At 31.3% G+C, this 20,065-nt stretch carries 24 protein-coding genes and 1 pseudogene; 9 read left to right on the forward strand and 16 right to left on the reverse strand.

The genetic code is table 11. The features are described 5' to 3' along the window. On the reverse strand, positions 1-439 hold a 439-nt coding region (locus CD135_RS08410; protein ID WP_142382248.1), incomplete at its 3' end, for a hypothetical protein. A gap of 18 nt (positions 440-457) precedes the next feature. After that, a complete protein-coding gene (locus CD135_RS08415; protein WP_103269235.1) occupies positions 458-982 on the reverse strand; it encodes a GNAT family N-acetyltransferase in 525 nt (174 codons plus the stop codon). 183 nt (positions 983-1,165) lie between these two features. On the opposite strand from CD135_RS08415, the gene CD135_RS08420 reads away from it, so the two are divergent. Beyond that, positions 1,166-2,449 carry a homocysteine synthase gene (locus CD135_RS08420; RefSeq protein WP_017000987.1) on the forward strand — a complete coding sequence of 428 codons (1,284 nt, stop codon included), beginning with the start codon at positions 1,166-1,168 and terminating at the stop codon, positions 2,447-2,449. A 225-nt stretch (positions 2,450-2,674) separates the two neighbouring features. Further along, positions 2,675-3,430, forward strand: a complete 756-nt coding sequence (gene nfsA / locus CD135_RS08425; RefSeq protein ID WP_103269236.1) for an oxygen-insensitive NADPH nitroreductase — start codon at positions 2,675-2,677, stop codon at positions 3,428-3,430. A gap of 91 nt (positions 3,431-3,521) precedes the next feature. Here the strand turns inward: nfsA and CD135_RS08430 are convergent, their stop codons facing one another. Then, positions 3,522-4,199 (reverse strand): ABC transporter ATP-binding protein, encoded by a 678-nt coding sequence (locus tag CD135_RS08430; protein ID WP_103269237.1) that lies wholly within the window; start codon positions 4,197-4,199, stop codon positions 3,522-3,524. Positions 4,200-4,201: 2 nt separating this feature from the next. Then, positions 4,202-5,254: an ABC transporter permease gene (locus tag CD135_RS08435; protein ID WP_103269238.1), complete on the reverse strand. Its 1,053-nt coding sequence runs from the start codon at positions 5,252-5,254 to the stop codon at positions 4,202-4,204. Between the two features lie 202 nt (positions 5,255-5,456). Here CD135_RS08435 and CD135_RS08440 point away from each other — a divergent pair, with 202 nt between their 5' ends. Further along, the gene (locus CD135_RS08440) at positions 5,457-5,873 is read left to right on the forward strand and encodes an OsmC family protein (protein ID WP_103269239.1); all 417 of its coding nucleotides are present in this window, start codon (positions 5,457-5,459) and stop codon (positions 5,871-5,873) included. Positions 5,874-6,023: 150 nt separating this feature from the next. On the opposite strand, the gene CD135_RS08445 is transcribed toward CD135_RS08440, so the two are convergent. Further along, complete coding sequence (locus CD135_RS08445; protein ID WP_103269240.1) at positions 6,024-6,929, reverse strand: DNA-3-methyladenine glycosylase family protein; 906 nt, start codon at positions 6,927-6,929, stop codon at positions 6,024-6,026. A gap of 102 nt (positions 6,930-7,031) precedes the next feature. Between CD135_RS08445 and CD135_RS08450 the strand changes: the two genes are divergently transcribed. After that, the gene (locus tag CD135_RS08450; protein WP_016998407.1) at positions 7,032-7,931 is read left to right on the forward strand and encodes an ABC transporter substrate-binding protein; all 900 of its coding nucleotides are present in this window, start codon (positions 7,032-7,034) and stop codon (positions 7,929-7,931) included. Positions 7,932-8,125: 194 nt separating this feature from the next. Here the strand turns inward: CD135_RS08450 and CD135_RS08455 are convergent, their stop codons facing one another. From CD135_RS08455 to CD135_RS08465, 3 genes are all read right to left on the reverse strand, one after another. Next, entirely contained in the window at positions 8,126-8,452 is a 327-nt protein-coding gene (locus CD135_RS08455; RefSeq protein ID WP_016998408.1) for a hypothetical protein, read from the reverse strand. A 78-nt stretch (positions 8,453-8,530) separates the two neighbouring features. Next, positions 8,531-9,964: a sucrose-specific PTS transporter subunit IIBC gene (locus CD135_RS08460; RefSeq protein WP_064210837.1), complete on the reverse strand. Its 1,434-nt coding sequence runs from the start codon at positions 9,962-9,964 to the stop codon at positions 8,531-8,533. A gap of 203 nt (positions 9,965-10,167) precedes the next feature. Beyond that, positions 10,168-11,019, reverse strand: coding sequence for a hypothetical protein (locus tag CD135_RS08465; protein ID WP_103269241.1), 852 nt, complete (start codon positions 11,017-11,019; stop codon positions 10,168-10,170). Positions 11,020-11,155: 136 nt separating this feature from the next. On the opposite strand from CD135_RS08465, the gene CD135_RS08470 reads away from it, so the two are divergent. Both CD135_RS08470 and CD135_RS08475 read left to right on the forward strand, forming a co-directional pair. Continuing rightward, a complete protein-coding gene (locus tag CD135_RS08470) occupies positions 11,156-12,097 on the forward strand; it encodes an agmatinase family protein (RefSeq protein ID WP_103269242.1) in 942 nt (313 codons plus the stop codon). A gap of 77 nt (positions 12,098-12,174) precedes the next feature. Next, positions 12,175-13,347: an Nramp family divalent metal transporter gene (locus CD135_RS08475; RefSeq protein WP_064210835.1), complete on the forward strand. Its 1,173-nt coding sequence runs from the start codon at positions 12,175-12,177 to the stop codon at positions 13,345-13,347. 400 nt (positions 13,348-13,747) lie between these two features. Here CD135_RS08475 and CD135_RS08480 read toward each other — a convergent pair whose 3' ends face one another. Further along, complete coding sequence (locus CD135_RS08480; RefSeq protein ID WP_064205333.1) at positions 13,748-14,269, reverse strand: GNAT family N-acetyltransferase; 522 nt, start codon at positions 14,267-14,269, stop codon at positions 13,748-13,750. Positions 14,270-14,378: 109 nt separating this feature from the next. Between CD135_RS08480 and CD135_RS08485 the strand changes: the two genes are divergently transcribed. Next, positions 14,379-14,822, forward strand: coding sequence for a YtoQ family protein (locus CD135_RS08485; RefSeq protein ID WP_016998414.1), 444 nt, complete (start codon positions 14,379-14,381; stop codon positions 14,820-14,822). A 58-nt stretch (positions 14,823-14,880) separates the two neighbouring features. On the opposite strand, the gene CD135_RS08490 is transcribed toward CD135_RS08485, so the two are convergent. Together CD135_RS08490 and CD135_RS08495 are read right to left on the reverse strand one after the other, a co-directional pair. Next, on the reverse strand, positions 14,881-15,336 hold the full coding sequence (locus tag CD135_RS08490) for a threonine/serine exporter family protein (RefSeq protein WP_064205335.1): 456 nt from the start codon (positions 15,334-15,336) through the stop codon (positions 14,881-14,883). Between the two features lie 13 nt (positions 15,337-15,349). After that, the gene (locus CD135_RS08495) at positions 15,350-16,108 is read right to left on the reverse strand and encodes a threonine/serine exporter family protein (RefSeq protein WP_016998416.1); all 759 of its coding nucleotides are present in this window, start codon (positions 16,106-16,108) and stop codon (positions 15,350-15,352) included. Positions 16,109-16,332: 224 nt separating this feature from the next. Between CD135_RS08495 and CD135_RS08500 the strand changes: the two genes are divergently transcribed. Continuing rightward, complete coding sequence (locus CD135_RS08500; RefSeq protein ID WP_070045511.1) at positions 16,333-16,770, forward strand: MarR family winged helix-turn-helix transcriptional regulator; 438 nt, start codon at positions 16,333-16,335, stop codon at positions 16,768-16,770. A 117-nt stretch (positions 16,771-16,887) separates the two neighbouring features. Here the strand turns inward: CD135_RS08500 and CD135_RS08505 are convergent, their stop codons facing one another. The 3 genes from CD135_RS08505 to CD135_RS08515 form a co-directional block, all read right to left on the reverse strand. Continuing rightward, on the reverse strand, positions 16,888-17,013 hold the full coding sequence (locus CD135_RS08505) for an alcohol dehydrogenase (protein WP_070045510.1): 126 nt from the start codon (positions 17,011-17,013) through the stop codon (positions 16,888-16,890). Between the two features lie 14 nt (positions 17,014-17,027). Further along, positions 17,028-17,915 carry a permease gene (locus CD135_RS08510; RefSeq protein ID WP_082894565.1) on the reverse strand — a complete coding sequence of 296 codons (888 nt, stop codon included), beginning with the start codon at positions 17,913-17,915 and terminating at the stop codon, positions 17,028-17,030. 82 nt (positions 17,916-17,997) lie between these two features. Then, positions 17,998-18,318: an ArsR/SmtB family transcription factor gene (locus tag CD135_RS08515; RefSeq protein ID WP_016998420.1), complete on the reverse strand. Its 321-nt coding sequence runs from the start codon at positions 18,316-18,318 to the stop codon at positions 17,998-18,000. A gap of 203 nt (positions 18,319-18,521) precedes the next feature. On the opposite strand from CD135_RS08515, the pseudogene arsC reads away from it, so the two are divergent. After that, positions 18,522-18,924: pseudogene (gene arsC, locus CD135_RS08520) on the forward strand (arsenate reductase (thioredoxin)). Positions 18,925-18,968: 44 nt separating this feature from the next. On the opposite strand, the gene CD135_RS08525 reads toward arsC, so the two are convergent. Both CD135_RS08525 and CD135_RS08530 read right to left on the reverse strand, forming a co-directional pair. After that, positions 18,969-19,319 carry an ArsR/SmtB family transcription factor gene (locus tag CD135_RS08525; RefSeq protein WP_064205337.1) on the reverse strand — a complete coding sequence of 117 codons (351 nt, stop codon included), beginning with the start codon at positions 19,317-19,319 and terminating at the stop codon, positions 18,969-18,971. A gap of 18 nt (positions 19,320-19,337) precedes the next feature. After that, positions 19,338-19,955 carry a CadD family cadmium resistance transporter gene (locus CD135_RS08530; protein WP_070045508.1) on the reverse strand — a complete coding sequence of 206 codons (618 nt, stop codon included), beginning with the start codon at positions 19,953-19,955 and terminating at the stop codon, positions 19,338-19,340. Positions 19,956-20,065: the final 110 nt, after the last annotated feature.

Genomic DNA, 20,065 nt, shown 5'->3' on the forward strand with positions numbered 1-20,065 from the left:
AGATGTGTATAAGAGACAGACTTATTAATATAATGATGCCTAATAATATATTAGCATTTTGAATTACGGTGATGCCTAACAATAATAACCATATTACTTTAAATATATTTGCAATCATTTCTATAGGATCTGATGCGATTTTAAATATTTTTTCTATATACTTTTCACTAACAAGTTGCGTGTTAGACAATATATTACATATAACTTGAATAAACATCGAAAAACTAATCAGAAATATAAAGACTAAGCCGATAGTTAATGCGGCGGTATTTAATGTGCTATTTAATTTTTCATAATACATAATTGGCACTTGGCTGAAACTAAGAAATATAAGAACAAATGTAAAATGTATCGTTGTATATTTCTTTTTCTCAAGTAAAAATTTATATGTTGCAAACAGCATCAAGTATAATATCAAACCAATTAATACAATATTCAATATGTTTCTATCCCTTCCTTAAAACTTATCGTTGACGATAGCGTATAAATAATGATCTTTCCATTCACCTTTAATACGTACGTTAGCTCGGTTTAAACCTTCTCTTTTCATTCCTATTTTTTCTACCACTCTGACTGAAGCGATATTAGATGGTTGGACGCCCGCTTCAACACGATGAAATCCTAATTCTTCAAATGCGATTCTTATAACTTCTTTTGCAGCATATGTCGTATAACCTTTGCCACTATATGCTTCATCAATTGCATACCCTATCATACAACTTTGAATATTATGTCTGACCACGCTAAATAAATCAATAGTCCCTATAACCTCATCTTCGTCACTAACAATGACATAGTGATACCCTTCGTCATTTTTCATATTTTGTAATTGCTTATCAACCTTTTTTCTATAGTTATATAAACGATAATCCGAGTCTTTTTTATCTGCTGCTGAAAATGTTTCAAACAAAGTTCTATTTCTATAATCCATATTCAAAATTTCTTCTGCATCATGGATTTCAACCCTTCTAATGGCTACCATATACTCTCCCCTTCAATCACTACATTTATAATTATTATACACTTGTTAATATAAAATCTAAAAAATTAACCTATCTATAAATTATTAATATTTTGTTATTTTCTTATCTTTTTACTCAGAATTGATTGAAACTTTTGAATTATCTGATTATAATGGCAGATATAACTAAAGGAGGTTAACACAATGACTCAAGAAAATTGGAATAAAGAAACATTAGCAATTCATGGGGGTCAAGAACCAGATCCTGTTACAGGCTCAACAGCCGTTCCTATCCATCAAACGACTTCATTTACATTTAAATCTACAGAACACGCTCAAAATTTATTTGCGTTAGCTGAAGAAGGCAATATATATTCTCGTATTATGAATCCAACAAATGATGTATTCGAAAAAAGAATCGCACTTTTAGAAGGTGGTGTTGGTGCGCTAGGTGTTGGTAGTGGACAAGCTGCTATTACATTAAGTATTTTAAACATCGCTGAAAGTGGTTCTGAAATTATTGCTTCTACTAATTTATATGGTGGTACTTATAATTTATTTGCAGTTACATTCAAAAAATTAGGCATCAAGGTTAATTTTGTAAATCCGGATGATCCTGAGAACTTTAAAGCTGCAATTAATGAAAATACAAAATTAATTTTCGCCGAAACAATTGGTAACCCTCGTATAGATGTTTTGGATATAGAAGCTGTATCTAACATCGCGCACGAGAATGGCATTCCTTTAATTGTTGATAATACATTTGCTACACCACATTTATTACAACCTATAAAACACGGTGCTGATATCGTAGTTCATTCTGCAACAAAGTTCATTGGTGGACATGGTACTTCAATTGGTGGAGTTATCGTAGACAGTGGTCAATTCAATTGGGACAACGGTAAATTCCCAGGTTTAGTTGAACCTGATCCTAGTTATCATGGTGTTTCATATGCAAGAGATGTAGGTGCAGCTGCATACATAACAAAAGCACGTGTTCAATTGTTAAGAGACTTAGGACCTGCTTTATCACCTTATAATGCACATCAATTTTTATTAGGTTTAGAAACATTACACTTAAGAGTAGAACGTCATTCTGAAAACGCTCAAAAAGTAGCTGAATTTTTAGAAGCACATGACAAAGTAAGTTGGGTTAATTATCCTGGATTAGAATCTAATCCATATCATGAATTATCCAACAAATATTTACCAAAAGGACAAGGCGCTATTCTAACATTTGGTGTTAAAGGCGATGTTGATTCCATAGCTAACTTTGTAGAATCATTACAATTATTCTCACACTTAGCTAATGTTGGAGATTCGAAATCACTAGTCATTCACCCAGCGAGCACAACACATCAACAACTCTCAGACGAAGATCAAATAGCTTCAGGAGTAACGAAAGACTTAGTACGTTTATCAATAGGTACAGAATCTGTTGATGACATCATTAATGACTTGGAAAAAGCATTAAATCAAGTTTCATAATCAATATTTAAGGGTGGGACATTGAATGATGTCTTACCCTTATTTCAATTTTGCGGTTCGATAATTTCATTTTATCGACCTGTATTTTTCATTTGCGGTTCGATAATTTCATTTTATCGAACCGCATTTACCTATCTACAAAAAACGCTGAGCTACTTAGTATGAGTTTCTTTATTATTTTTGCTAAAATTTAATTATATAAAATATTAAAGGAGTAACTTACGTATGAAGCAATCAGTGTATGATTTAACACAACAACATCGTTCTATTAGAAACTTTAAAGATGAACCATTATCAGATGAAACAGTAAAACAATTAGTAGAAGCTGGGCAAATGGCTTCAACTTCAAGCTATGTTCAAGCTTATTCAATTATAGGTATTCGTGACCCAGAAATTAAGAAATCTTTAAAAGAAGTATCCGGACAACAACACGTAATAGACAATGGCTATTTATTTGTATTCGTCATAGATTATTATCGTCATAGCCTAATTAATGAAGAAGCAGAAGAAAATATGCAAGATAGTTTTGAATCTGCTGAAGGTTTATTGGTCGGCACAATTGATGTTGCTTTAGCTGCTGAGAATGTCGCATTAACCGCAGAAGATATGGGCTACGGCATTGTATTCTTAGGTTCTTTAAGAAATAACGTTGCACGTGTAAGCGAAATTTTAGACTTACCTGAGCATGTCTTCCCTCTATTTGGAATGGCAATCGGTGTACCTTCTGAAGATGATCAAGGTTCACCTAAACAAAGATTACCTTTTGAACATGTGTTCCATGAAAATAAATACAACGCAGATAAAGTTCAACAGTTGAATCAAATTAAAAACTACGACAAAGATATACAAACATATTATGAACAACGTACGAATGGACAACGTTCTGAATCATGGTCACAACAAATTGCTAAAATGATGAGTAAAAAATCACGCCCAGATATTTTAGAACGTTTAAATCAAAAAGGATTTATCAATAAGTAATATAAATATTAAAAACGCCCAATCCAAAGTTTGCGGATTGAGCGTTTTATTTTGAATGCTTGTTTTTTACATTTTCTTCAATTATAAAATATTATGAAACTTGTTCTTCAATTTTTCCATCACTTAGTTTTATTACTTTATCAGCGAATTCAAAACTTCTTTCATCATGAGTAATCATAATTCCTATTGATTGATTATTTTTAACATTATCTCTAATCATTTTAACCACTTCTATTGCCCGGTTAGAATCTAGACTTGCTGTTGGTTCATCAGCTAAGATTAATTTAGGTTCATTCATCCAAGCTCTCATGATAGCTACACGTTGTTTTTCTCCGCCTGATAATTCATTCGGATAAGATTTCAATCTATGTTCTAACCCTATATCTATTAATAATTTCTCAGCTCTTTTTTTAGCTTCATTCTTACTCATTCCGGCCATTTGTCCAACGTACATAAGTTGATCAGTAACGTTTAAATAAGGTATTAAATGTGACGATTGAAAAATAAATCCGATTTGATTTAATCTCATATCTGTTAATTTTTTATCTGATAAATCAACATAGCTTAAATCATCTAAAGTTATATCTCCAGAACTTTTATCTAATAAGCCACCTATAATAGATAATAATGTTGATTTTCCAGAACCTGATGCACCATTTAATACAATGAGTTCACCTTTGTTTGCTGTAAAATTAATATCATTCAATACTTGAGTTTTTGCGTCTTTTTCACCAAATGATTTTGTAACATGTTCTACTACTAATCCCATTATTATTCTCCTCCTATAGCTTCTAGTGGTTCTATTTTCATTACTTTAATAAGTGATAATACTGCACCGATTAATGAAACAATAATAAATACACCAACCATCAATAACATTAAGTTTGTATTTAAGTAGAATGGCATTGTCACTGGCATTACAGTATTTAGTCCTAAGATAATTGCAATAGCTAATGCCACACCTATTAACGTTATGATTAAAATTTGAATCATTAATGATGAAATAAGTTGTTTGTTCTTAGTACCTATTGCTTTCAAAATACCAAACTGGCTTGTTTTTTGAATTGTCATAACATAGAAGAATGCTGTAATCACAATCGCAGAAATTACGAATAAAAATACAATCATAAGATTTAAAGGTTGTTGCTCTGCATTATAACTTGGTATTGCATCCATCAAATCAGATTGTGGAATGACTTTTACATTTTCTAAATCATTAATTTGATTTTTTTGATTACTATTTAAATTATCATAAGCGATTAAAGCAATATGATTGCCTTTCAAATCATTCATTCCCGCTTCATTCACATAAGCCATTGAAGTATGTGAATACATTAAATTATCTGCAAATCCTACAATTTTAAACGTTTGATTCTCATCAGATAATTTAATTTTGTCACCAATCTCAAATCCTTCAGCTTTTAATTTTTCATTTAATAGAACTTCGTTACCGTTACTAGGTAATTCTCCTTCTGAAGGTTTAGGCTGAATGTTATTTGTAAGTTGTGTAAACATGATGTCTGCTTTACCATCATCTGTATTAATTTTTTGCATTGCAGTTCTAATCGTGTCACCTTTTGCAATGTTTTGTACTTTTGCTTCATTTTTACCCGAAATGTCAGATTGTCCTAAATTATTATCCGCATCGTTAGCAATTACATATTCACTTTTTTTCCATTGTTCTACTCCAGAAACGTTCTCTTTAGCTAACCCTTGTGCTAAAGCTGAAATAAATAACACTAAAAATGCTAATAAGAATAAAATCAATGTTACAAGTAAGTATTTAAATTTGTAATACTTAAGTTCTTTTAATGCTAGTTTCATGCTTATCCGTCCTTCTCTCTTGAATTTATATATATATATCATATCTTCGCAATGTGAACTGAATATGAACAAATGAGAGAAAAACAAAAAATAAATAATTAAATTAAAAATCGTCATAACTAGCTAAACCTTTAGTCAATTTGTTAGTGTAGTTACACGCCTCTTGATACAATGAAGTTAAATATTACGAGGAGGACTTAAGATGATTAAATCTATATGGAAAGGCAACAAAACATTTACAGCACAATCTAATTTCGGTCATGATATCATTTCAGATGCACCAGCCGCATCCGGTGGCGATGATAACGGGCCATCTCCAGTTGAATTGATGTTAAGCGGATTAGCAGGATGTACTGGAATTGACGTGACAAACATAATGAAAGAAAGATTAGCAGATGTAACAAAATTTGAAATCACAGTAGATGATGAACGAGAAGACACTACATCCCGTGCAGTAAAAAACGTTACACTTACTTTTGATGTTGAAGGAGAAGTAGATTTAAAAAAATTAAAACGCGCAATCTCTTTAAGTGTCGAAAAATATTGCACAGTTGCACACTCACTTAAAGCATCTATAGATCCAAAATTATTTTATAATGGTACAGAAGAAGAACTTTAAATAAAAACTTCTATATTTTACTACTCTCAAAATATAAAATATCGAAATCATATATATTTATAAAATAAAAAATAACCATTCTAGGTAACTGTCAAAGCATTAACTAGATGGTTATTTTTTGATTATTATTACTAATTTACGCTAAATACCCTATTTAATATTCCTCAAATATGGCGCTCTCCAAATGTAAAATGTTGCATAAGAGCTCCACTTTTCCCAATCTTTATTAAGTTCTATCATAAATTCTTTAGAAGGTTTCTGTTCTAATTCTAAAATTAATTTTAAAGCATTTTGCAAACCAACATCTCCTACAGGATAAGCATTTTTTATACCTAATGATCTCATCATGACGTAGTGTGCTGTCCATGGTCCTATACCTCTTAAATCTGTTAGAGCTTTCTCTATTTCTTCTTTATCTGTTAGATTTAACAACATTTTTTTCGTTATAATTTGTGATTGAATTTTATTTGCAATATCTATAAGATATTCTGCTTTTCTACGTGAAAATTTTAGCTCCATTAATTCTTCAATTGTGACATTTGATATTTTTTCTGGTGATGGATGAATGTAATATTGTCTGTCTTTATATGGTATTGATTCACCATATTTTTCAACTAACCTTCGTTTTAATTTATAAGCAAATGATAAATTGATTTGTTGTCCTATGATTCCCCATGTAATAGCTTCGAAAAATTCTGGAATTCTAATTATTCTTAATCCATATAACTCTTCAGTTAATGGTGCTAATATTTTATTATCTTTAACATCATTATAAAATGAAGATAAATCTGTTGAGAAATCAAACCATTCTTCTATATATGAAATAAGTTTTTCTACGATTAAAGGCGTAATCAAATCTTGATTTAAAATTTCTACTTTTAAGTAATGTGGTACGTATGATACGTGTATTAATATATTAAGGTTATTTATTTTAACTGCTTTATAAATTTCTTGATCAACTACGCTAAATAAAATTTCATTTTCATTTCTTTTAAAGTATTCTAAACATTGTTCAAAATCGAAAATCTCTGGACATTCTATTCGAATTTCTTCCACTTCAACCCAGCCCCTTTTATTTAACAAATACTAAAGTTTTAAATCTTTGTTTTTGGAAAATATGTTATAATCGAAATCTATTATCAATTAGGAGAGATACATATGTCTAAAAAATTACTTGTTTTCTTAGCTACCATTTTACTGATTTTAGCTGGATGTAACAACAAAGATGACGATTCATCGAGTAACGAAACTCATAAATATAAAACAGACGAAGGTAAAACAATCAAAATTCCAAATAATCCAAAACGTGTTGTCGTATTAACAACTAACCAAGGAAACTTCCAAAAACTTGGTATAGATCCAGTCGGTGTGGATGCAGATTTTCCTAAATCTAAATTTGTAGATGATAAAGATGCTAAACGCGTAGGTTCGGAAGATATAGAAGCAGTAACGAAATTGAAACCAGATTTGATTATCACATATAATGCAAATCCTCAAATTAAAAAGTATGAAAAAATTGCACCTACAGTTCCTTTCGACCATAGTAAACGTACTTTTAAAGAAGTTCACGTTGAAATAGGTAAATTGTTAGGTAAAGAAGACAAAGCTAAAGAACAAGTAAAAGAACTAGAAGATTTAATGACTAAAGAAGGAAAAGACGTAAAAGAAAAATTAGGCAAAGATAGCACAGTTTCTATAATGGAAGTCGGGCCTAAAGAATTAACGTTAATCGGAAATAACTTTGGTCGTGGTTCGGAAGTTATCTATCAAGGCTTTGGGTTTAAACACCCTAAATCAGCAGAAGAAGATATTCCTAAAGAAGGTTGGTTATCAACTTCATTAGAAAACTTTAGTAAATATTCTGGAGATTATTTATTAATCCCTACCGAAGATGGTAAAAAACCAAAATCTTCACTAATTGACGGAAGCATATGGAAAAATACTAAAGCTGTCAAAGAAGATCAAGTTTACTATTATCCAAAAAACTTGTTTATGTATTCTGACCCGATATCTATAGAAAAACAAACGAAATATTTAAAAGACATGCTTACAAAATAATAAAAATTTAAAGAGTTCGAGACATAAATCATTGTCTCGAACTCTTTCTTTATATTGGCAGTAATGGACTGGATAATTATGTTACACGTGGAACTCGTCTTGCAACATCTACGATTTTATTTATTAAAACAAAAAAAGGGTGGAACTACGAAATCTTTTTATCAAAATAAGATTTCTGTCCCACTCCCCAATTTTTATTGTACGCGCTCGTTTACGTAATCTTTGAAAGCTTCTACGTCGCCTTCTTCAATATCGATCATTGCTACTTTTCCTTCTGGAAATTCGATAAATAATACACCTTTGTCTTCAATCGTTACCGCTTTAATATCTTGGTAACTGAAAACTCTTCTGTATGGTTCACCGTTCATATCGACACTCATTATTACGCGTTCATTTGTAGTAATATAAGCACCTTTAAATTGTGATTGTTCTCCTACTTTATAAATAATTGTACCAAGTACACTTGGTCCTAATTTTTCAGTAGGATATAATTCATTTACATCTATTTCATTTAATTTCATGATTTATACCTCCATTTTATCTTCAGTACCATTGTACGAGAATACATGACCATGAAACAAATATTATGTTTACAAACTTTAATTTTCTAATTCTTTGTATGCTTTTCTTCTTGAAAGTACAATCGTTACTACAAATGCAACAATTATAGCTATTGCCATACCTATAATATAGTTTAACCAACTACCTGTCGCAATTGAAATAAATCCAGGTAACCCAGCTGTACCTAAAGCAATTGCCTTTACTTTAGTCGCTGCAATATAGCACGCTCCTGCTCCTGAACCAACAATAGCTCCTATAAATGGATAACGTAGTTTCAAGTTAACACCAAACATAGCAGGTTCTGTGATACCTAATAATGCTGAAATACCAGCAGCTGATGCTACACCTTTTAATTTTTTATTCTTAACAATAAAGAAAGCTGCTAACGTTGCTGCCCCTTGAGCCACATTCGACATTGCTGCAATTGGGAAGATAAATGATCCGCCAGTTTTTGCAGTATCAGCTATCAATGTAGTTTCAATTGCAATAAAACTATGGTGCATACCAGTTATTACAATCGGACCATATAGTAGACCAAATAACAATCCTCCAATTGCTCCACCTGATTCGTACAACCAAGTTAAGCCATCAGATAATAAGTAACCACCTGAACGCGTGATTGGTCCTACTGCAGCAAAAGTGATAAATGCAGTAAAGAATATTGATAATAACGGTGTTAATAGATTATCTAATGTTGAAGGAATGACTTTTCTAAACCCTATTTCTAATTTAGCAAGAATATATGAAGCTACCAATATCGGTAAAACTTGTCCTTGGTAACCTACCATTTTAATAGATAAACCGAAAAATTCCCACGTCGGAATTTTTTCGCCTTTCGCTAAAGCTTCTGGGTACTCATAACCGTCCATTAAACTAGGATGTACCAATATCATACCTAAAGCAGCACCTAAGAAGGCATTACCTCCAAACCGTTTTGCAGCACTAAACCCGATAAGTACTGGTAAGAATACAAATGGCGCATTAGCAAACACGTTAATCATACTTGCTAAACCTGAAAATTGATCATGTACTTCTATAAAAGATTGATTATCATAAAATAAATCTTTTGCTGTTAAGATATTGTTGAGTCCCATCAATAAACCACCAGCAACTATGGCTGGAATAATTGGAACAAATATATCTGATAACATTTTCACGAATTTTTGTATTGGATTTAACTTTTTAGAAGACTGATTTTTCACTTCTGAAGATGTTGAAGCTTCAAGTCCTGTTAATTTTTCCATTTCATTAAATACTTTATTAACTGTTCCTGAACCAATAATGATTTGATATTGTCCACCCGTTGAAAAAGTCCCTTTTACAACTTCCAGATTACTTAACTTATCTTCATCTACTTTACTTTCATCTTTTAATACTAATCTTAACCTAGTCGCACAATGTGCAATAGCATCTATGTTCTCTTTACCGCCTATCGCATCAATTATGCTTTCAGCTTCCTTTTTATAATTCATTTAATTCACTCCTCTATAATGGTACCGGTTCCCAAAGCTTATAAAAAATAAAATATTCACTTTTGATTGTAACCGGTTCCATTCATTTTGTCAATATCCAAATAATGCATTATTTGGCATCTCCAATAACTACAAGATAAAAAAGGCACTGCTTCTTTAGTTGATTTTTTTCAACCTTGCAGTGCCTTCAATAAATTATTATTTTAGTCGTTAAGATTTATATAGCCGGCTCTTATTTTATTACCTTTTTCATCAAAAGATTCCACATATCCATCTTCTCTAACGTTGTAAGAACCTAATAATTTTCCGTTCTTATCAGTATATGAGAATCCAAAAGTATCATCTTTTTTCTCAGGTTCTTTCCAAATTGTTTTATCAGTATCTACTTTATCAATACCTTCAAATGCTTCTACTGCATCAAAGACATTATCTCGAGTGATGACTGTATTTTCATCATTGCTTGAATTTGAGAATTCAAAGTCATCAGGATATTGCATAATATATCTTATTTCATCATCTTCATTACTGCCTTCTGTATAAACTGCTATTTGATAACCGTTATTCGGCGTTTTATTGTAAATAACGAATGAGTGTCCTTGCCCTCTTCTTAAGTCTTGTGTAGGTTCGCCATGAAAATCAACAAACTCTTTATAAGACACATTCTGATTCGGTATAATACTATATTGTTCAATTGGATTCCCTGCTCCTAAGTAATACATAACCATAAAGTTTCCATAAACGTAGCCTTCTCTTCCTAAAAAGTTTCTTATATAATCTTCTTCACCATATTTTTGTTGAACTTCTTTTTTATTCATATTTTTTATTAGACCTTTGTAGCCTGTAACATGATTAGCATTCATATAATTATCGGAAAAATCTTGTGACAATATATCAATATTAGGAGTAGATTGTTTGTTGTTTTCATTATTTGTGTCATTATTCTCCGATTTATCCTCCTGTTTAGCATTATTATCTTTGGCTGGTTCGCCTATCGTAATACTACAACCAGATAAAATTATTATTGATGCAAATAAAAATGACACTTTATTTTTCATCTCGTTAAATACCTCCGAATCTTTATTAATATTTAATTTATTATTCCCATTATACCAAATAATATTCAGAAAAATTTGATAACTAGTGAATACTTTTATATAATTACCATTATTAAGAGAAAGGAGTATTATTACAATGAGTGAACGAATTTATGGCAATACACCTTGTTTTTTAGGATCACAAAATTTATCAAAGAGTAAAGATTATTCAACTGATGTATTAGTTTATGGTGTTCCATTTGAAGGCCCGTGTACTTGGGGAGACTACACAGGTTGTGAATTAGGTCCTAAGCAAATTAGGCTGTCTTCAGCAAGATACAGTGGTTATCTTCCTGAATTGGATCATATTGATGTACACGAACATTTAACAATCGGTGATGTAGGCGATGTTTCAACAGTACCTCATGACGTTGATGAAACTGTACAAAACATAGAGAAATTTGCCGAAAATTTATGGCGTTCTGAAAAGTTTCTAGTAGGTTTAGGCGGGGATCATGGTATAACTTATCCAATTTTAAAAGCCTTAACTAACACTGGAAAACGTGTAGGTATCATCCATTTAGACGCACATTATGATAATATGCCGAATTATGAAAATGAGCAATTCGCTCGTAATACACCTTTCATGAGACTTTATGAAACTGAAGGTATTCGTAATGAAAGCCTTATTCATACAGGAATACACGGTCCAAGAAACCATCCTGAAACAGGAAAGTTCGCTAAAGAAAATGGAGCAGTTACGATTACAATCAATGATATACGTGAAACTGACGATTTACGCAAGTTCGCTAAAGATATATATTTGCAAGCAAGTAATGATGTAGATGTTGTATATTTAACGATTTGTAGTGATGTGTTGGACTTTGCTTTTAATCCAGGAGGACCTGTAGATGGCAATGGTTTAACAAGTTATGAATTATTAACAATGATTTATGAATTTGGAAAATTAGGTTTAGTTGGTATGGATTTTGTAGAAGTCTATCCAATGCAAGACGCTAATCAAAATTCATCTCACTTTGTATCTACAGCTGTGCTTTACGTATTAGCAGGACATATAAAACATTTAAATAAAGCTTAATGTTTTTGTAAACGAAGGGAATGGTTTAAATCGTAGAAAATAAAAGGAAAAGTAACTTTGGTATATTCGGACCAGGTATGATTATAACCGCTTCTTTCATAGGTCCTGGAACTGTTACAACGATGACTCAAGGGGGTGCAGGCTTTGGATATAGTCTGCTTTGGGCAGTCTTATTCTCTATTATCGCGACCATTGCGCTTCAAGAAATGGTTGCACGTTTAGCACTCGTTACCAATGAAGGCTTAGGTGAAGCAATCCGGGATATATTCAATCATCATTTACTAAAACTCATCACAGTATGGTTTAGTATGATAGCTGTTGCTGTTGGTTGTGCTGCATACATATCCGGAGATTTGCTAGGAACTTCTTTAGGTGCCGCCTATTTAATAGGAGTGCCTGAAAATGTTATCGCACCTATTATTGGCGTTATCATTTTATGCATAGGTTTAATTGGTAGTTACGATTTAATCGAAAAAGTCATGACTGTTCTTGTATTAGTAATGGGCATTATATTTGTTACGACAGTTATTGTTATACAGCCAGACTTTGGTGCAGTACTCAAAGGAGCATTTGTACCAAGTATACCTAATGGCTCTTTATTAACAGTTATCGCGTTAATAGGTACAACTGTCGTACCTTATAACTTCTTTATACACGCGAGTTCTATTCACGAACGATTTAACGGTATTAAAGATTTAAAGGCAGTACGTATAGATACAATCGTTGCGATAGGTTTAGGTGGTATCATATCCGCTGCAATACTGATCACAGCTGGTACATTAATTGAAGGAGATGAAGTATCAAGTCTTGTTCAACTATCTGAGCCTCTTAAGCCAATTCTCGGAGATTTTGCACCATTATTTATGAGTATCGGACTATTTTCAGCCGGATTATCCTCAGCAATAGCCTCTCCAATGGGCGCAGCAGCAACAATAAGCAGTTGCTTACGTTGGAAAGGTGGCGTTAAAAGCAAAAAATACCGCTTCGTATTCGCTGTTGTTATATTTATCGGTATTATAACTTCAGCGCTAGGATTTGAACCACTTGAAGTACTGTTACTCGCACAAGCTTTAAATGGCGTTATTTTACCAATCATTGCGATTTTAATATTTATCATTTTAAACAAGAAAAATATGATGGGAAAATTCGCAAATGGTATCGTGTTGAATATTATCGGGCTGTTTGTAGTACTTGTAGTATCATTCTTAGGTATTTACAGTCTAGTCGATGCTATTCAAAGTTTATTATAATATGGCTTATTGAATTTTTAGAGGCTGAGACATAAATACATGTCTCAACCTCTATTTTTATTGTCATTTCTTGCAAAACCTGTCAATAACGGTAGTCTTGTTGTCTTTTCTCGTAAAACGTGTCAATAACGATAGCCTTATTGCCTTTTCTCAGTAGTCTTGTCAATAAGGAGTATGTTATGTTGCACGTGGAACTCGTCTTGCAACTTTCGGAGGCATTATGTTGCACGTGGATCTCGTCTTGCAACTTTCGGAGGCATTATGTCGCACGTGGACTTTCTCTTGCAACATATCTACCTTTTCATCAGTGAAAATCTGATCTCAAATTATAAAAATATAATAAAAACACCTCCGTATTGGTTCATACTACATGAATCTATACGGAAGTGTTTTTCTATAATCAACTTATATTTGTTTCTACTATATAATCTGTAGATATGTCATTCCCTGCATAAAATTGATGTGATCCTGTTATTTTATAGCCATGTCTTTCATAAAATTCTATAGCTCTGTGGTTATTTTCCCACACGCCTAGCCATAATTTTTTCTTTCCATTGTCACGCGCAATTTCAAATGCTTTTTCCATAAGTATGCTACCTATACCTTTGGATTGAAATTCGCGATACATATACAATCGCTGTACTTCCAAATAGTCTTCACCTTTTGGTTCTGTTTGAGCGTCTCCAATGTTTAATTTCATATAACCTGCTACTTCTCCATTATATCTGGCAAAAAAGTACCATGATTGTTTATTACTCATTTCATCTAGTAATGCCTCTGTACTATAAGCCTCTTTGAAAAATGTTTTTAAATCTTCTTCAGACATTGTATGTTTAAAAGCATCACTAAAAGTTTGTTTACAAATTTTAGATAAAATCGTAACTTCTTCATTTTTAATTTTATCAATTGTTACTGAACACATATTTAGGACCCACTTTCATAATTTTTGAACTATTATATTTTTTACAATCATATCAAATATGTAATCCTTTTGCATATGTTAAACTTAGTTAAAAGGATGATTTTATTATATGTTAAATTTAACTGTTTATTTAGCAGGTCAAATTCATGATGATTGGCGTGATGAACTTGCACAAAAAGCTAAGCAACAAGACTTACCACTAACATTTGTCGGTCCACAAACAAACCATGATCGTTCAGATAACATTGGTGAAGATATCTTAGGAGAGCAACCTAACAATTATTATAGAGATAACGCTGCTTCTGATATCAACAACTTACGTACACAAGTATTGATGAATAAAGCAGATATTGTTATCGCTTTATTTGGAGAAAAGTATAAACAATGGAATACAGCAATGGATGCGTCTGCTGCGATTACTCTAAATAAACCATTAATTATTGTGAGACCTACAGATTTAATCCATCCACTTAAAGAACTATCTAATAAAGCAAATGTTACAGTAGAAACAATTGAGCAAGCATTGGAAGTTATACAGTACATTTATGAATAATATATTTCCTAGGAAATGATAAAATCAGGCGAGATGATTAACTATCTTGCCTGATTTCTTAGTTTCTTTTTAATTTTATTTGTTTACCATAAGTAAAATATAATTTAGATAACAAGTCAGATATTAATAACCCTAGAGCTATAGCGCTAGATATTAAAGCAACTTGTATCATTGTGACTAATGCTTCATGATAATTGTTAAGCACTAAATTTCTAATTGCTTGATAAGCTGTACCACCGGGAACAAGTGGGATAATCCCTGGGATAATAAAAAGGATGGCAGGAGAGAAAAATTTTCTCGACATATAATGACTCATGATACCAACAAAAAATCCACCAAAGAATGATGCCTGAATATCTGAATAATCATAGAATATACTAATTTGAAACATTCCCCAGCCAACAGCTCCAACTAGACCAGCTGGTACAAGTAAATATTTTGGCGCGTTAAACAATAATCCAAAAAAACAAGATGCACCAAAACTAAATACTATATTTAAGATTATTGTTATCAACGTACCTCACCTCTCAAAAGAAAATTAATAATATAATACCTACACCTGTTCCGATAGCAATAGAGGTAAAGGTCGCTTCTAACCCTTTAGAAATACCTACCAACAGTTGTCCTAGGAATAAATCTTGTATTGCACAAGTTATTAATACACCTGGTACAATTGGCATGACTGCTGATATGATAACGATATTAAGTGTATCTCCACCTAGCCACATTTGATTATAGATGGCAATTAAGGCAATTGCGGCGGCTGCAATAATCTCTGCAATAAATTTCACTCTCGTCCAAGAGTGCACTAATTCTACTATAGTATAACCTATAGCACCTGCTAAAAAGGTAGCCAATATATCTTGCATATCCCCACTATATAAATATAGAAAGAACAGTGATATAAATCCCGCTATAAAAAATTTAAGTTTCAGTGAGTAAGGTAAAGGTGAAGCATGTATTTTATTCAGTCTTTCCAATGCATCTATAGCAGTAATTTGTTCGTTCACGAGCATTCGTGATACATTATTCGCACGATGAATATCTCCCAAATTTGTATCTCTTTTACTAACACGATATACCCTAATATTATCGTTTACGTCTAAAGCAAAGTTGATGAATGTGGAACTAACATAACACTGGTTATTTGGATAGCCTAGATGTTTTGCCATTCTATACATCGTATCTTCTACTCTGAACGCTTCTGCTCCAGCTTCCAAAAGGACACGACCAGCTTTCATTACAATTTCTTGAACTAACTCTTCAGGAACATTCTGTTTATCCATCCACCCACCACCTCACTTTGCTATACCTATAAGAATATCAAAAATTCAGCTGTAATTTAACTGAAAATTCAATATTTATTTATTTTCTATCTTATTTCCAAAAAATTCATATAAATAGTAAATTGAGCACCATAATTTATGCAATTTTATGAACATTTTTGTTACAACTTGACTTTGAACCCATTTCATAATAGGCTTAATTTTGACGTAAGGAGGATGATAAAATGGGTTTACCACCTATTGATAAACAAATTGGTTTCTTATTATATGTTGCGTCAAAAGAATTAATTAAAAAGTATACACCGTTATTAAAGAAATATAATTTAACTTATACTGGATATATCGTTCTTGTAGCTATAGATGAAAAAGAAGTGATCAATATCAAGACGTTAGGTGATAGATTATACCTAGATTCAGGTACTCTAACACCACTTTTAAAAAAATTAGAAGAAAAAGGATTCATTAACAGAGAAAGAGCGGTTAATGATGAAAGAAATTTACGTGTTTCTTTAACTCAACAAGGTATTGAAACACAAAGTGCCATTTTAGACGAAGTCGTCACTTCATTTAAAAAATTAGACATGGAAAATGAACAATACACAGAATTAAGAGACTCATTAGAGTGCTTTATTGATAATACTTTAAGCAAAGATATTCAATAGAAAATTCACATCCACTAATTATTAAAACGCCCTTCAAAGTATACACTAAAAAAGTGAAAACTTAGAGGGCGTTTTTGTATTGAAAGAGAAACATATTAAGTAAAAATTACTATACCTTTATTCATTAGATTGATCATTGTTATCTTCTTTGTTATCTTTACTATCATTTTTTTCCTCGAATTCTACAGAACAACACTCTTGTTCTTTAGGTTTTATCTTTTTAAACATATCTTTAATACTCAATTATCTCACCTCCTTTAAATAATAAGGTTAACGATTAAACCTGTTCCTATAGCTACTACTAAGATTGCCATAATAAAAGAAATTACAAATTTCTTCTGAAATAATTTAGATAGCAAAATGACTTCCGGAATACTAGCTCCTGCACCACCTATTATTAAAGCTACTACTGTGCCTACAGACATGCCTTTAGAAACTAACGCTTCAGCTATAGGGAGCATCGTTTCTGGTCTTATATACATCGGTATACCGATTACAGAAGCAATAATGACAGAAATAATACTGTCGCCACTCGCATATTGAGTAATGAATGCGGCTGGTATAAAACCATAAATGAAAGATCCTATAAACACGCCTATTAATAAATAAGGGAGCATTGGGTATAAAAAAGCCCATGCATCATTCAATGCTTGCTTAAAACGAGACCCTGTTTTATTAGCAAAAAATCCATCACCTTTTACATTTATACCTTTATAACTATTCGCTAATTTCATTTTTGAAAATACAAATCCTGTTAAAATACTCAAAATCGCTATTACGATTAAATAAACAATCGCAACTTGCCAACCTAATAACACCCATAACATAAATATCATAAGCGGATTCATTAAAGGAGAAGCTATCAAAAAGCTAATCGCTGGTCCAAAAGATACTTTTGAGTTCAATAGTCCCGCAAGTATAGGAATTGTAGAACAAGAACAAAAAGGTGTAATAGCACCAAATATCATCCCATATATGTAATTAATGGTTTGATTAGGCTTACTTAAGAAATTTTTAATCTTTTCTTCTGAAACTATTTGTTGAATCAAACTCACAATGAAACTAACTATTATAAATAAAGTCAATAGTTCTAAAAATAACATTACAAATGTTTTCAAAAATTCTATTATTTGCTCCACTTTCACATCTAACCTCCATTTTAATTAATCAATTTTTATTGATATATAAATCAAGAAAAATTGATTAATTGTTTTTAAAAGAAGATACTTAAAGTATCTTACAACAAGTATCTTCATTTAATACTACCTGTATTTGTTTTTCATTAATTTTATAATAATTCCAAGTACCATGCTTTTCAGCAATTAGAATATTCGCATTCACTAATTTCTTTAAATGATAAGAAAGTTTAGATTGTTTCAAATTCAATAATTCCTCTAAATCACAAACACATAAAGATTTGGAAGTACTTTGACTTATAGATTTCAATATTTTAAGTCTAATCTTGTCAGCAAGAGCGTTAAACAAATTTTCATAAAAATCTAATTGTTCTTCGTCATCTAAATTTGAATTGGTTTTAATAATTTCCATAAAACACACTCCTCCCTTATATATATTTAATATAGCTATTACATCAACTTTTTTTGATATAATAACTATAAATTAGATTTTCCAACATTGCAAGTCAAACAATTAACATAGACCTATACCTATATAGATGGTACTCTATTAATAGTTTAGGTTATATATTTATACCTAATGTTTACTATATACTAAAAATGAGGACAATAATTATGACTAACAAAACAATTTATTTTATATGTACTGGTAACTCTTGTCGTAGCCAAATGGCTGAAGGTTGGGGTAAATCTTTACTAGGTGAAGGATGGAATGTATATTCTGCTGGTATAGAAACGCACGGTATAAATCCTAAGGCAATTCAAGCTATGAAAGAAGTAGACATTGATATTTCAGAACAAACGTCTGATTTAATTGATAATAATATCCTGAAACAATCTGATTTAGTAGTAACATTATGTAGTGATGCAGATAATAACTGCCCTACTATACCAGCCAGTGTCAAAAAAAGAACATTGGGGATTTGATGATCCAGCAGGTAAAGATTGGTCAGAATTTCAACGCGTCAGAGATGAAATTGGCGACAGAATAAAACAATTTAAAGAAGTATCGGAATAATAATCTTGTTTATAACTAAAGGCTGAGACATATGTCTCAGCCTTTTATTTTATAATTATTAAATGTTGTAATAACAATGATTTTATTTCGTTATCTTTAATAAAATAGTAAGCCATCTTCCCCTTTTTATAAAAATTAAGTACATCATTTTTATATAAACTTCTCAAATGATGAGAGGTAGATGCAATACTCATATTTAATGTTACCGATAAATCGCATACACACAACTCTTTTTCTTGAATTAAAGCTAATATAATTTTCAATTTGTTTTCATCACTTATCTTTAGTAATGTATTAATTAATTTTTGTGATTTATCTTCATTTATAAACTTCATAGCATTTTCAACTTTCTCTTCATGAATACAAATCACATCACAAGTAATTGTTTTATCCATTTAAATCACTATCCTTTATCATAATATAAAGCTTAACAATGTTGAAATAGTTTTATTTTCAATAACAATAAATACTCCCAAGGCTATATAAATAACAGCCATAATCCAACGACTAAATTTCTCTACAACTTCACCAATTCCAGGTATATTTGCTAAATTCTGAGCTGTGAATACTAAAATAAAAATTAATGTCACAAATACTAACAAAGTGGTTAACAATTCAATACTATTTAACGTTACAAAATATGGAACAAAAAGCCCGATATTATCAGCACCACAACTTGCTACCGTAACTAAAACTACAGTACCAACTAATTTTGATAAACCTTTTTTATTTAATTCTTTCTTGGCTCTTTTTTCTCCCTCACAATCATCATAAATAGCTACTTTAATACCTAAATATATAGGAATTAGACCCAGCAAACCTAAAATCCATTTTTCTGGAACATAATTTAATACAAATGCTAAAAATAAACTCACAATTATTAATATGAGAGAACCTAAATATTGTCCAATATAAATATCTTTATATTCATTTTTAGTGTTTGCCTTAGCAAAATAAATTAAAAGAATTACTAATAAATCAACTGCAGTAGCAACATAAAGCACTGTAGCAGTTATTATTGTCTGAAACATAACACACCTCATTCAAATATATATTTGAATGTATTATAACACTATCCATTGTAAAATCATAAACCGCTATACTCTATTCCCTCTTTAACCCCCTTCTTACTCACTCCTTT

It is taken from the genome of Mammaliicoccus lentus (genome assembly GCF_002902755.1).
Classification (GTDB): Bacteria; Bacillota; Bacilli; order Staphylococcales; family Staphylococcaceae; genus Mammaliicoccus; species Mammaliicoccus lentus.

Excerpts from the sequence above, each read along its gene's own strand:
- CD135_RS08480 (WP_064205333.1), bottom strand. The coding sequence starts at position 14,269 with ATGTGTTCAGTAACAATTGATAAAATTAAAAATGAAGAAGTTACGATT.
- CD135_RS08475 (WP_064210835.1), top strand. The coding sequence starts at position 12,175 with ATGATTATAACCGCTTCTTTCATAGGTCCTGGAACTGTTACAACGATG.
- nfsA (WP_103269236.1), top strand. The coding sequence starts at position 2,675 with ATGAAGCAATCAGTGTATGATTTAACACAACAACATCGTTCTATTAGA.
- CD135_RS08415 (WP_103269235.1), bottom strand. The coding sequence starts at position 982 with ATGGTAGCCATTAGAAGGGTTGAAATCCATGATGCAGAAGAAATTTTG.
- CD135_RS08515 (WP_016998420.1), bottom strand. The coding sequence starts at position 18,318 with ATGGAAATTATTAAAACCAATTCAAATTTAGATGACGAAGAACAATTA.
- CD135_RS08460 (WP_064210837.1), bottom strand. The coding sequence starts at position 9,964 with ATGAATTATAAAAAGGAAGCTGAAAGCATAATTGATGCGATAGGCGGT.
- CD135_RS08530 (WP_070045508.1), bottom strand. The coding sequence starts at position 19,955 with ATGTTTCAGACAATAATAACTGCTACAGTGCTTTATGTTGCTACTGCA.
- CD135_RS08470 (WP_103269242.1), top strand. The coding sequence starts at position 11,156 with ATGAGTGAACGAATTTATGGCAATACACCTTGTTTTTTAGGATCACAA.
- CD135_RS08440 (WP_103269239.1), top strand. The coding sequence starts at position 5,457 with ATGATTAAATCTATATGGAAAGGCAACAAAACATTTACAGCACAATCT.
- CD135_RS08495 (WP_016998416.1), bottom strand. The coding sequence starts at position 16,108 with ATGGATAAACAGAATGTTCCTGAAGAGTTAGTTCAAGAAATTGTAATG.
- CD135_RS08485 (WP_016998414.1), top strand. The coding sequence starts at position 14,379 with ATGTTAAATTTAACTGTTTATTTAGCAGGTCAAATTCATGATGATTGG.
- CD135_RS08435 (WP_103269238.1), bottom strand. The coding sequence starts at position 5,254 with ATGAAACTAGCATTAAAAGAACTTAAGTATTACAAATTTAAATACTTA.
- CD135_RS08420 (WP_017000987.1), top strand. The coding sequence starts at position 1,166 with ATGACTCAAGAAAATTGGAATAAAGAAACATTAGCAATTCATGGGGGT.
- CD135_RS08465 (WP_103269241.1), bottom strand. The coding sequence starts at position 11,019 with ATGAAAAATAAAGTGTCATTTTTATTTGCATCAATAATAATTTTATCT.
- CD135_RS08450 (WP_016998407.1), top strand. The coding sequence starts at position 7,032 with ATGTCTAAAAAATTACTTGTTTTCTTAGCTACCATTTTACTGATTTTA.
- CD135_RS08500 (WP_070045511.1), top strand. The coding sequence starts at position 16,333 with ATGGGTTTACCACCTATTGATAAACAAATTGGTTTCTTATTATATGTT.
- CD135_RS08430 (WP_103269237.1), bottom strand. The coding sequence starts at position 4,199 with ATGGGATTAGTAGTAGAACATGTTACAAAATCATTTGGTGAAAAAGAC.
- CD135_RS08525 (WP_064205337.1), bottom strand. The coding sequence starts at position 19,319 with ATGGATAAAACAATTACTTGTGATGTGATTTGTATTCATGAAGAGAAA.
- CD135_RS08455 (WP_016998408.1), bottom strand. The coding sequence starts at position 8,452 with ATGAAATTAAATGAAATAGATGTAAATGAATTATATCCTACTGAAAAA.